This window comes from Micrococcus sp. ACRRV, from assembly GCF_022346985.1.
In the GTDB taxonomy this organism is placed as follows: Bacteria; Actinomycetota; Actinomycetes; order Actinomycetales; family Micrococcaceae; genus Micrococcus; species Micrococcus porci.
Map to the genome: position 1 here is coordinate 1 of NZ_JAKRNH010000080.1, position 11,058 is coordinate 11,058.

An 11,058-nucleotide genomic window follows, 5' to 3' on the forward strand; every position below is an offset into this window, starting at 1 on the left:
GGGGTGGAGACGGGGCCGGGCGGCCGCGCCGAGACCACGTCGATCAGCGTCTGACCCGGCGCCCCCCACACGGAGGCCCGCAGACGCGCCGTGTCGTCCCCGACGTGGCGGCGTGTCTGCGGGCCTCCGCGACGGTCCGGCCCGCACACCGCACGACGACGGCGCGCCCTTCCGGAGGAGGACGCGCCGTCGTCGTGGGGTGGGGACGGGTGAAACCCGTCAGGCGGGCCGGATCAGGCCGGGACCACCGGGTTCGAGCGCGTGGCGACGACCTCCTCGTCGTGCAGCTCGCGGTCCTGGATGCCCTTGGGCACGAACAGGACGGCGATCAGGGAGATCGCGGAGATGCCGATGATGTACCAGGCGACGCTCGGCCAGCCGGACTTCACGAGCTCGTCGGCGATCAGCGGGGCGAAGGCGCCGCCGATGATGGTGCCGATCGCGTAGCCGATGGACACGCCGGAGAAGCGGACGCGGGCCGGGAACATCTCCGCGTACATCGCGGACTGCGGGCCGTAGGACGGGCCGAGGCCCATCGTCAGCACGAAGAGCGCGAGGGAGAACAGCGGCAGCGAGGCCGTGTTGAGCAGCTGGAACATCGGGAAGGCCCAGGCGATGAGGATCGCGTAGCCGATCACGAAGGTGGTCTTGCGCCCGATCTTGTCGGAGATCCAGCCGCCGAGCAGGGTGAAGATGAACCAGCCGACGCCGCCGACGAGGCTCGCGATGAGCACCTCGGAGGAGGTCATGCCCAGGCCCTTCGGACCGCCGTACTTCGAGAACCACGCGATGAGCAGGTAGCCGACGCCGTTGTTCGCGGCGAAGATCACGGCGGCGAGGATGACCTCCTTGGTGTGGTGCCGGAAGAGCTCGCCCAGCGGGGCGGACTCGTCCACCTTGAGCTGCTGCATCTCCTTGAACACCGGGGACTCCTCCACGGCCTTGCGGATGAAGTAGCCGACCACGATCAGCAGGACCGAGACGAGGAACGGGATGCGCCAGCCCCAGGTGAGGAACTGCTCCTCGGACATGGTGGAGCGCACGAGGAACAGCACGCCGGTGGCGAGGATCATGCCGAGCGGCACGCCGATCTGCGGGGCGGAGCCGAACAGGCCGCGCTTGCCGTGGGGTGCGTGCTCCACGGCCAGCAGCGCCGCGCCGCCCCACTCGCCGCCGGCGGAGAAGCCCTGCAGCAGGCGCAGGAGCACCAGCAGGATGGGGGCCCACACGCCGATCTGCGCGTAGGTGGGCAGCAGGCCGATGAGGGTGGTGGCCGCGCCCATGCCGATGAGGGTCAGGGAGAGGACCAGCTTGCGGCCGAACGTGTCGCCGAGGTGGCCGGCGATGATGGCGCCGAGCGGGCGCACGAGGAAGGAGATGCCGAGGGTCACCCACGCGGCGATCTGCGCGCCGGACTCGCCCATGGGCTGGAAGAAGAGGGTGGCGAAGACGAGTGCGGTGGCCTGCGCGAAGATGAAGAAGTCGTACCACTCGATGGTGGTGCCGACGAGCGTGCCGACGAGGACCTTGCGCTCCTCGCGGGGGTCGCGGGCGGCCGCGGCGGCCGGGGAGGCGACGGTGTGGCTCATGGGTGCTCCTGGGGTGAGGGGCTGCGTGCCGGCCTGAGACGGCGATGCGAATGCGGACCGACCGAGCGGTCGGGAAGTGACAGGGATCACCGTATACGATCGAATGTGACCTGTGCCACGGGCACTCTCCACGACGTGAATGTGACGACGGCGCGACCCGTGACGACGACGCCGCCCGTCCCCTCCACGCGGAGGGGACGGGCGGCGTCGCGGCCGGCGGGGCCGGAGGGGATCAGGGGCGGCCGGTGAACTCCGGCTTCCGCTTCTCCTGGAAGGCATTGAAGCCCTCCGCATAGTCGGCGGTGTCGCAGAGCTCGCCCTGGGCGACGTTCTCCGCGTCGAGGGACTCCCAGAGGCTCACGCGCCGGTCGCGGATCTGGCGGACCAGCTCCTTGGAGGCGCGGAAGGCGAGGGTGGCGCCGTCGGCGACCTTCGCGACCTTCTCGCGGGTGAAGCCGTCCAGCTCCTCCGCCGGGACGGCGCGGGAGAACAGGCCCGCCTGCACGGCCTCGGCGCCCGAGATCAGCTCGGCGGTGTAGATGAGGTCCAGGGTGCGGTGGGCACCCAGGCGCTCGGTGAACAGCCAGTGACCGCCCGAGTCCAGGGTCGCGCCGAGGTTGGCGAACGGCGAGCCGATCTTCGCGTTCTCCGCCACGTAGACCACGTCGGAGGCGATGGCCAGGCCCAGGCCCACGCCCAGGCACGCGCCCTGCACGGCCGCGAAGGTCGGCACAGGGGCCTCGGAGATGGCCTTCAGCACCGGGGTGACCTTGTCCCGCAGGAAGGCGGTGGCGTCGTCGTCGGCGGGGACGACGTTCGAGATGTCGCGGCCCGCGCAGAAGCCGCGGCCCTCGCCGCGCAGCAGGATGGCACGGACGTCGCCGGACTCGGCGCCCGCGGAGGCCTGCGCGTACGCGTCGGCCAGGTCCGCCAGGGCCTGCTCGTCCAGGGAGTTCATCTTCTGGGGGGCGTTCAGGGTGATCACGGCGACGCGGTCGGCGATCGCCAGCTCGATCATGCTCATGGTGCTCCTTCGGGGTCTCGGCACGGAGGGTGCGGGGTGCGGCGCAGGGGGTGCATGCGGCGACGGGCGCCGCCCCGGTCAGGGGGCGGCGCCCGTCGTCATGCTCGGCGCATCAGGCGTCGAAGTCGACCTTGATGCTGTCGGTGGTGGGGCGGGTCTGGCAGGTCAGCACGTAGCCCTGCTCGACCTCGTCCTTCTCCAGGGCGTAGTTCTCCTCCATCGTGAACTCGCCCTCGGTGACCTTGGCGCGGCAGGTGCCGCACACGCCGCCGGCGCAGGCGAACGGGACGTCGGAGCGCACGCGCAGGGCGGCGTTGAGGATCGTCTCGTGCGCGGACTTCGGGGACTCGACCTTGGCGGACAGGCCGTCGAGGTTGAACTCGATGGTGACGTTGTCGCCGGACGGGTCGGCCTCGACCCCGCGGCCGGACTGGCCCTGCGGGGCCTCCGGCTTGCCGGTGGTGAACAGCTCGAAGCGCACGTCGTCCTCGGCCACGCCGCGCTCGGAGAGCGTGTCGCGGGCCAGCTGGACCAGCTCGAACGGGCCGCAGAGGAACCACTCGTCGGTGTTCTCGACGTCGATCACGCGGTCCAGCAGCGTGTTCAGCTTCTCGTCGTCGATGCGGCCGGAGAGCAGCGGGGCCACGCGCTGCTCGCGGGAGAGCACGTGGTTCACCGTGAAGCGGGCCGGGTACTTGTCCTTGAGGTCGCCGATCTCCTCCGCGAACATCACGTCCATGGCCGAGCGGTTCGCGTAGATCAGGTCGAAGCGCGCGGAGTCGGACGCGGCCAGCACGGACTTGGCGATCGCCATGATCGGGGTGATGCCGGAGCCGGCGGCCAGGGCCACCAGGTGCGTCTGGTCCTGCTTCACGGCCTCGGCGGCCACGGCCTCCGGGTCGTTCATGGAGGTGACGTTCGTGCGGGACGTGAACGCGCCCTGCGGGTTCATCACGTCGATCTTCTCGCCGACCTCGAGGACCTCGTTGGCCCACGTCGAGAACGTGCCGCCGAGGTCCTTCTTCACGGCCACGCGGATCTCGCCGCGCTGCGGCACCGCGCAGATGGAGTAGGAGCGGCGCAGCTCCTGGCCGTCGAGCTCCTTGCGGAGGGCGACGTACTGGCCCGGCACGTAGTCGTAGTCGTCCGCGAGCTCCTCGGGGACCGCGAAGGTCACCTCCACGGAGTCGTCGGTGAGCTTGCGCAGGCCGGACACCTCGAGGGTGTTGAACGTGGCGCGGCGCTTGCCGGTGATGGGGGCGTCGGTGGTCTCGGTCATCAGTGCACCTTGAAGTAGTCGAAGGGCTCGAGGCACTCCTGGCAGGTGTACAGCGCCTTGCAGGAGGTGGAGCCGAAGCGGGTGATCTCTCGAGTGTCGAGCGAATGGCAGCGCGGGCACTTGACCGCCAGGCCCACGCGCACGGGGCCCTCGTCGGTGCGCGCCGCGGGCGGGGCGATCCCGTACTCCGCGAGCTTGGCCTTGCCCTCGTCGGTCATCCAGTCCGTGGTCCAGGCCGGCTGCAGCACGGTGCGCACCTCGGCGTCGGGGAACCCGGCGCGCTCGAGCGCGCGGGTGACGTCCGTGGTGATGGTGTCCATGGCGGGGCAGCCGGAATAGGTGGGCGTGATGACGACGACGGCCCTCTCGCCCTCGACCCGTGCCTCCCGGAGAATCCCCAGGTCCGCGATGGACAGCACGGGGATCTCCGGGTCGTGCACGGTGGAGGCCGCATCCCAGACCCGCGCGTCGGCGGGATCGGCGGGGCGCAGCTCGCTGGCGGTGGTCACCAGGAGGCCCCCGGGTGACGGCGCGCCAGGGACTGCATCTCCGCGAGGATGTACCCGCGGTACTCGCTCATGGCGCCGGAGCGGTCGCCGCCGCGGGCGGTGCCCGTCGTCGGGACGGTCAGGCCGGCCTCCTCGATGGCGGCGCGGATGCGGGCCATCGTGGACTCCTCCAGGGAGGAGGGGAGCACGGCGATTCCCTGCTCCGCCAGGGAGCGGGTCAGCTCGTCGTCGTGGAAGAGCTCGGCCACGTAGGGCCACAGCTCGTCCAGGCCGCGCTGCATGCGGCGCTTCGACTCCTCGGTGCCCAGGCCCAGCCGCTGCAGCCACAGGGCGGCGTGGTCCTGGTGGTACAGGACCTCCTTGAGCGCCTTGTCCGCGATGGCGGCGAGCGTGGGGTCGGCCGACTCGCGCAGGCGGGTGTACAGCTCGTACGAGTAGAACGAGTAGTACAGCTGGCGGGCGATGGTCTTGGCGAAGTCGCCGTTCTCAGCCTCCACGAGGCGGACGGAGCGGAACTCCTCCTCGTCGCGGAAGTACGCGAGCTCGTCCTCGGTCTTGCCCCACGCCGTGCCGGCGTAGGAGAGGAGGAAGCGGGCGTGGCCCACGAGGTCCAGGGCGATGTTGCCCAGGGCGATGTCCTCCTCGAGCTCCGGGGCGCGGGAGATCCACCAGGAGAGGCGCTGACCGAGCATCAGGGCGTCGTCGCCGAGGGCGAGGGCGTAGCGGGCGACGTCGTCGCTCGCCTTCTGCTCGCCGGCCGCGATCTCCTCGGCGGTGATGGCGACGCCGGCGGAGTGCCTCGTGGCGGAGTCGTTGGTCGCGAAGCTCACAGGTGCGGCACCCCCTCGGACTTCTGGTAGTAGGTGGCGTGGCGGTAGGACTTGCCCTGCGGGGACTCGAAGAAGCCGCCCTTGGAGTCCGGATCCGAGGCCGCGACGGCGTCGGCGGGGACGACCCACACGGAGGTGCCCTCGTTGCGGCGGGTGTAGAGGTCACGCGCGTTGCGCAGCGCCATGGTGGCGTCCGGGGCGTGCAGTGAGCCGGCGTGCACGTGGGAGAGGCCGCGGTTGGCGCGGACGAAGACCTCCCAGAGAGGCCACTCGTTGCTGGGGGCGGTGTTCTCGGTCATGGATCAGGCTCCGATCAGCTGGGTGTCGGCCGGGACGTGCTGCTCGGCCTGGCGGCGGGCGTAGGCGGCGGCGGCCTCGCGGACCCAGGCCCCGTCCTCGTGGGCCTGGACGCGACGCGCCATGCGCTGGGTGTTCATCGGGCCGTTGCCCTTGATGACGGACATGAACTCATCCCAGTCCAGCTCGCCGAAGTCGTAGTGGCCGCGCTCCTCGTTCCACTTCAGGTCCGGGTCCGGCAGGGTCAGGCCCAGGGCCTCGGCCTGCGGGACGATCATGTCCACGAAGCGCTGGCGCAGCTCGTCGTTGGAGAAGCGCTTGACCTTCCACGCCATGGACTGCTGGGAGTTCGGGGAGTCCTCATCCGGCGGGCCGAACATCTGCAGGGACGGGCCGTAGAAGCGGTTCACGGCGTCCTGGGCCATCTGCTTCTGCTCCGGGGTGCCGTGCGAGAGCTCGTAGAGGATCTCCCAGCCCTGGCGCTGGTGGAACGACTCCTCCTTGCAGATGCGCACCATCGCGCGGCCGTACGGGCCGTAGGAGGCGCGGCACAGCGGCACCTGGTTGCAGATCGCGGCGCCGTCGACGAGCCAGCCGATCGCGCCCATGTCCGCCCAGGTGCGGGCCGGGTAGTTGAAGATCGAGGAGTACTTCGCGCGGCCGGAGAGCAGCTGCTCGTTCAGCTCGTCCCGCGGGGTGCCGAGGGTCTCGGCGGCGGAGTACAGGTACAGGCCGTGGCCGGCCTCGTCCTGCACCTTGGCCATGAGGATCGCCTTGCGCTTCAGGGACGGGGCGCGGGTGATCCAGTTGGCCTCGGGCTGCATGCCGATGATCTCGGAGTGCGCGTGCTGGGACACCTGGCGGGTCAGGGACTTGCGGTAGGCCTCCGGCATCCAGTCGCGGGGCTCGATGCGCGAGTCCTCCTGGATCAGGCGGTCGAAGTTCTCCTGACCGGCCGCATCCTCGGGGGACGGCACGGAGGCCAGGTGCGGGGAGCTGCTGGTCTGCGTCATGGGGTTCACCTCACGCTGAGTGCGGATCGGGTTCCGGGGGCCAGGGCCCGCGCCTCGGGTCGAGGTGCGGACGAATTACTGACCGTTCGTTCAGGATAGGGACTGGTGTGAGCCACGTCAACACGTCCCACGGGCGCGCCTCCAGGGCTCTGCGACCGGATCCCTCCTGCACAGGAGGCCCTCCGGGGGCGGCCGTCCACCGCGGCCGTCCGCGGCCGAGCGGTCGGGCGCCGGTCTTCCCTAGCGTCGTCCTCATGCACCTCCCACCGACCGCACAGGCCCTCCTCCGCACGCTCGTGGCCGCCGGCCTCGACGACGACGCCGCGCGCCTCGCCGTCGGGCTCACCGACGCCCACGCCGACCTCCAGGCCGCCCGCGCCGCGCAGGACGCCCTCGCCGACGCGGCGGAGGACCTGCGGGACCTGCTGGCCCTGCTGGAGGAGCTGACCCGGGGCGTCGCCGCCGCCCTGGACGTGGACTGGAGGTCGGAGGCCGGGGCCGAGTACGGCGAGCGCACCGACGGCCTGCACCGGACCGCCACGGGCCGCCAGGACGAGGCCCGTGAGTGGGCCGGGCTGCTGGCCCGGGCCCGGAGCGAGGCCGAGCAGGCGGAGCGGGACGCGGAGCTGCGGGTCCGGCGGGCCGAGGAGGGCGCCTCGGCCCTGCTCCGCGCGATGGCGGCGGCATGAGCGCACCGGCCTTCCGCGTCACCGGGGGTCCCGGCTCCGTCTACGCCGACCTCGGCTCCCTGGAGGCCGTCGCCCAGCGCCAGCGCGACAACGGCGACCTGGCGCGCCGGGCGGGCCAGTGGTGCACCGTCCTCGGCCTCGACCTCGTCTCCCCGGCGCGCACCGCCCCCAGCGCCGAGGTCCTCCGGGCCCGGCTGGAGGACGGGCGGGCGGGCCTGGAGCGGCTGGCCGAGCGGCTCGAGGACATGCGGCGCAGCCTGGAGCACGCCGCGCAGGCGTACCGGCAGGTGGAGTCCGGCAACGCGGCGATGATCGGCCTGATCGACCCCGCCCTGGCGGGGGTGCCGGAGGTGACGCCGGAGTCCCTGCGGGACGGCGCCACGGCCTCGGAGACGGCCGGGGTGATCTCCGAAGAGCTGCGCGCCGCGCAGGAGAAGGCCTACGTCGACGCCGCCCAGCGGCTGCTCCTGGCCCTCGTGGGAGGCGTCCCCGGCATCCCGGAGTCGTTGGCGGCCCTGGACTTCCAGGCGAAGCAGCTGCCCTGGTGGCACCCCGCCAAGCACGCATGGAACAAGGGCAAGGGCGAGGCCGTGGATCGCGTGACGGGGGCCCTGCCGGCCATCGTGGAGGAGGGCGTGGACTCCGGGGTGCTCCCCACCGCGACCGCCCAGGACGCCAGCCGGGAGCTCGCCCGGGCGCTCGTCTCCACGGGGGCGCTGCCCCGGGGTGAGGGCGAGGTGCGGGTGGAGCCGGGCGCCCGCGACCGGCCGGCGCCGCCGCTGCTGGACGGACGGGCGAGCACCCTGCTCTCCCTGGTCCCGGAGCAGGACGGCGCCGACGGGGCCGGAGCCCTCACCGTGACGCGGGTGGACCGCCCGGACGGCCGGGGCGGCACGGCGTCGACCTGGATCGTCGGCCTGCCGGGGACCACCACGCGCGGGGGCGCCGGCGACAATCCGTTCGACGCCCTGGGGATCGTCGAGTCCCTCGCGGACGAGCCGGGCGTGACCCGGGCCGTGCAGGAGGCCCTCGAGCGCGAGGGCGTCCCCCACGGGTCCACCGTGGTCCTCGCCGGCTACTCCCAGGGCGGCATGCGGGCCCTGGACCTCGCGGCGGACGAGCAGTTCGCCTCCGCCTACCGGGTGGAGGGCGTGCTCACCGCGGGAGCCCCCGCCAACGACGCCGCGGCGCCCGCCGAGGCCGCGGTCCTGCAGTTCGCCTCCGAGGCGGACTTGATCTGGGGCCTCGGCGGCGGCCACGACCGGCCCGGCGCCTCCCGGGCGACGGTCATGTTCGACGCCCCCGCCCAGGTCCCGCTGCCGCAGCCGGGGGAGGTCCGCCCCTTCGACGGCCTCGACGAGTTCGACGGGGCGCTCGCGGGCCACGCCCGCTCCGAGTACGCCCGCCTTATCGAGGGGTTCGATCGGGCCCCGGCGCAGGACCGTGCGGAGGTGGCGGACCTGCAGGCCCGGCTGGCGCTGCTCACGGGCGGGGCCGTGGTCTCCAGTCGCGTGCTCACCCTGCGCCGCACCAGCACGGAGCCGGCCGTGGACCAGCGGGCCCGGGAGGTCCGGGAGGCCGCCGAGGCGGCCGGTCAGCGCCCCGGCCCCCGCTTCGGGCCGCGCCTGCCGTGAGCCCCGCCCACGACGACGGCGCCGCACCCCGCACGCTGAGGGGTGCGGCGCCGTCGGGACGCCGGGGGCGCCGGGTCGGTCAGTTCGCGTCGAGCAGGACGCCCGCGAAGAACGCGTTCAGGCGGTCGACCTCGTCGAGGCCGAACACGCCGGAGACGTACTGGTCCGGCCGGACCACCACGACGGCGCCGTCGCGGCTGACGCCGCGCAGCTCGAAGATGTCCTCGGCGTGCTCCGGGCGGCACACGGCGAAGATGTTGTTCAGGTCGTGCAGGCCCAGCGGGCCGGTGGTCGGGCGGAACATCGCGGGCACGTCCGGGAAGGCGAACTCGGTCTGCTTCTGCTGGTAGACCACCTTGAGGTCGAAGCGCTCGTCCTGCGGGGCGCCGGCGGGGGTGTGGCGGTTGCGGAAGGACTGCGGGTCCTCCTCCACGGCCTCGGCCCAGGCGGCGACCTTCGAGTCGGCGTCCCGAGGGGCGGCGGCGTCGGCGAAGACGTACACGCGCCAGCGGCCGTCCGCCCGGTGCAGGTGTCCCAGGTGCTTGACGTTGGTGTCGCAGGAGCGCTCCACCTTCGCGGACTTGAAGCGCTTGCCGATCGGGAAGCCGGTGGCCAGCTCCTGGCCCGCGGCGTCCGTGGTCAGCATGGAGGGGCGGTACTCCGTCATGAAGCCGGCCGGGAACTCGGCGGTCTTCGTGTAGAACTCCGCCACCTCGTTCGGGTCGCCCAGCTCGGAGGTGGGCTTCGCCATGAGCGTCGACCACTCCTTGTCGAAGTCGATCAGGTTCTTGGCGATCTCCTTGCGCTCCTCCGAGTAGGTGGGCACCAGCTCGGCGGGGGCGATCCCGGAGAGGACCTGGCCGAGCTTCCAGGCGAGGTTCCAGCCGTCCTGCATGGAGACGTTCATGCCCTGGCCGGCCTTGGCGGAGTGCGTGTGGCAGGCGTCGCCGAGGAGGAACACGTTCGGGTGGGTGCAGCGCTCGCGGTTGTCGAAGCCGGAGGTCAGGCGGTGGCCGACCTCGTACACGGAGTTCCAGGCCACGTCCTTCACGTCGAGCGTGTAGGGGCGGATGATCTGCTGGGCGCGGCGGATGACCTCCTCGATCGGGGTCTGCCGCACCTTGTGGTTGTCGTCCGCGGGGACCTCGCCGAGGTCCACGTACATGCGGAACAGGTGGCCGCCCTCGCGGGGGATGTGGAGGATCGAGCCGGAGGAGGAGTGGATGGCGCACTTGGTGCGGATGTCCGGGAAGTTCGAGTCGGCCAGCACGTCCATGACGCCCCAGGCGTGGTTGGCGGCGTCGCCGGAGAGGGAGTGGCCGATCGCCTTGCGCACGCGGGAGCCGGCGCCGTCCGCACCGATCACGTACTTGGCGCGCACCACGCGCTCCTCGCCCGCCACGCCCTCGGCGAGCGGGTTGCCCTCGGCGTCGACGGTGCGGCGCAGGGTCACCTGCACGGGGCGCTCGGCGTCCTGGTCGGAGTCGTCGAGGGAGACGAACTCCCAGCCGTAGTCCGGGGTGGCGCGGGTGGGGGAGTTCTTCATGAACTCGGCGAACCAGTCCAGGATGCGGGCCTGGTTGACGATCAGGTGGGGGAACTCGGAGACGCCGTGGGGGTCGTCCTCGGCCAGGGAGGTGCGCACGATCGCGTCCTCGTCCTCGGGGGAGGGGTTCCAGAACGCCATGGAAGTGAGGTCATAGGCCTCGTCGATGATCTGGCTGGCGAAGCCGAAGGCCTGGAAGGTCTCCACGGAGCGGGCCTGGATGCCGTCGGCCTGGCCGATCTCCAGGCGCTTGCCGCGGCGCTCGATGATGCGGGTGTGCACGTCCGGGAACATGGCCAGCTGGGCGGCGGCGATCATGCCGGCGGGGCCGGTGCCGACGATGAGGACGTCCATCTCGTCCGGCAGCTCGGCGGGGCGGTCCAGGCCGATGCCCGCGGCGGGCTTCATGCGGGGGTCGGTGGAGACGTAGCCGTGGTGGTGGAAGAGCATGAGGGCACCTTTCAGGGCCGGCGGCGGGGGCTCTGGCGCCCTCCGGGTTGTTCTCTGAGGGAACGCGGTGTTCCGGGAGGGAACGTGTCTGTGCCAGACTCTACTCGCGACGTGATCCCGTTCACAACACCCACATCCGCTCGTCCCGCCCTCAGGAGGCCCCCGTGGACCCGCACGACGACAGCGTCCCCGCCGCCT

General features: G+C 72.1%; 10 protein-coding genes. 2 read left to right on the forward strand and 8 right to left on the reverse strand.

Annotated elements, in window-relative coordinates; translation table 11 throughout:
* Nucleotides 1–233 precede the first annotated feature (233 nt).
* The 7 genes from MHY29_RS08840 to paaA all read right to left on the reverse strand — a co-directional run bounded on the left by MHY29_RS08840 (nt 234) and on the right by paaA (nt 6,541).
* Nucleotides 234–1,589: an MFS transporter gene (locus MHY29_RS08840; RefSeq protein ID WP_239240362.1), complete on the reverse strand. Its 1,356-nt coding sequence runs from the start codon at nt 1,587–1,589 to the stop codon at nt 234–236.
* Between the two features lie 232 nt (nt 1,590–1,821).
* Complete coding sequence (locus MHY29_RS08845; RefSeq protein ID WP_239240382.1) at nt 1,822–2,607, reverse strand: enoyl-CoA hydratase/isomerase family protein; 786 nt, start codon at nt 2,605–2,607, stop codon at nt 1,822–1,824.
* 118 nt (nt 2,608–2,725) lie between these two features.
* On the reverse strand, nt 2,726–3,892 hold the full coding sequence (gene paaE / locus MHY29_RS08850; RefSeq protein ID WP_239240365.1) for a 1,2-phenylacetyl-CoA epoxidase subunit PaaE: 1,167 nt from the start codon (nt 3,890–3,892) through the stop codon (nt 2,726–2,728).
* Nucleotides 3,892–4,401, reverse strand: a complete 510-nt coding sequence (gene paaD, locus MHY29_RS08855; RefSeq protein ID WP_370643492.1) for a 1,2-phenylacetyl-CoA epoxidase subunit PaaD — start codon at nt 4,399–4,401, stop codon at nt 3,892–3,894. The genes paaE and paaD overlap by 1 nt, the downstream gene beginning before the upstream one ends.
* On the reverse strand, nt 4,398–5,231 hold the full coding sequence (gene paaC / locus MHY29_RS08860) for a 1,2-phenylacetyl-CoA epoxidase subunit PaaC (RefSeq protein WP_239240368.1): 834 nt from the start codon (nt 5,229–5,231) through the stop codon (nt 4,398–4,400). Before paaC ends, paaD begins: the two co-directional genes overlap by 4 nt.
* Complete coding sequence (gene paaB / locus MHY29_RS08865) at nt 5,228–5,530, reverse strand: 1,2-phenylacetyl-CoA epoxidase subunit PaaB (protein ID WP_224356294.1); 303 nt, start codon at nt 5,528–5,530, stop codon at nt 5,228–5,230. Before paaB ends, paaC begins: the two co-directional genes overlap by 4 nt.
* Before the next feature lie 3 nt (nt 5,531–5,533).
* Complete coding sequence (gene paaA / locus MHY29_RS08870; RefSeq protein ID WP_239240371.1) at nt 5,534–6,541, reverse strand: 1,2-phenylacetyl-CoA epoxidase subunit PaaA; 1,008 nt, start codon at nt 6,539–6,541, stop codon at nt 5,534–5,536.
* A gap of 254 nt (nt 6,542–6,795) precedes the next feature.
* Between paaA and MHY29_RS08875 the strand changes: the two genes are divergently transcribed.
* Both MHY29_RS08875 and MHY29_RS08880 read left to right on the forward strand, forming a co-directional pair.
* Entirely contained in the window at nt 6,796–7,230 is a 435-nt protein-coding gene (locus MHY29_RS08875; RefSeq protein ID WP_239240373.1) for a hypothetical protein, read from the forward strand.
* Nucleotides 7,227–8,864: a hypothetical protein gene (locus MHY29_RS08880; protein ID WP_239240376.1), complete on the forward strand. Its 1,638-nt coding sequence runs from the start codon at nt 7,227–7,229 to the stop codon at nt 8,862–8,864. Before MHY29_RS08875 ends, MHY29_RS08880 begins: the two co-directional genes overlap by 4 nt.
* A 79-nt stretch (nt 8,865–8,943) precedes the next feature.
* On the opposite strand, the gene MHY29_RS08885 is transcribed toward MHY29_RS08880, so the two are convergent.
* Complete coding sequence (locus MHY29_RS08885; protein WP_239240379.1) at nt 8,944–10,860, reverse strand: FAD-binding monooxygenase; 1,917 nt, start codon at nt 10,858–10,860, stop codon at nt 8,944–8,946.
* Between the last annotated feature and the right edge of the window lie 198 nt (nt 10,861–11,058).

Bases quoted from the DNA above. Each gene is read 5' to 3' on its own strand.
- MHY29_RS08840 (WP_239240362.1), bottom strand. From the start codon at position 1,589: ATGAGCCACACCGTCGCCTCCCCGGCCGCCGCGGCCGCCCGCGACCCC.
- MHY29_RS08845 (WP_239240382.1), bottom strand. From the start codon at position 2,607: ATGATCGAGCTGGCGATCGCCGACCGCGTCGCCGTGATCACCCTGAAC.
- paaE (WP_239240365.1), bottom strand. From the start codon at position 3,892: ATGACCGAGACCACCGACGCCCCCATCACCGGCAAGCGCCGCGCCACG.
- paaB (WP_224356294.1), bottom strand. From the start codon at position 5,530: ATGACCGAGAACACCGCCCCCAGCAACGAGTGGCCTCTCTGGGAGGTC.
- paaA (WP_239240371.1), bottom strand. From the start codon at position 6,541: ATGACGCAGACCAGCAGCTCCCCGCACCTGGCCTCCGTGCCGTCCCCC.
- MHY29_RS08875 (WP_239240373.1), top strand. From the start codon at position 6,796: ATGCACCTCCCACCGACCGCACAGGCCCTCCTCCGCACGCTCGTGGCC.
- MHY29_RS08880 (WP_239240376.1), top strand. From the start codon at position 7,227: ATGAGCGCACCGGCCTTCCGCGTCACCGGGGGTCCCGGCTCCGTCTAC.
- MHY29_RS08885 (WP_239240379.1), bottom strand. From the start codon at position 10,860: ATGCTCTTCCACCACCACGGCTACGTCTCCACCGACCCCCGCATGAAG.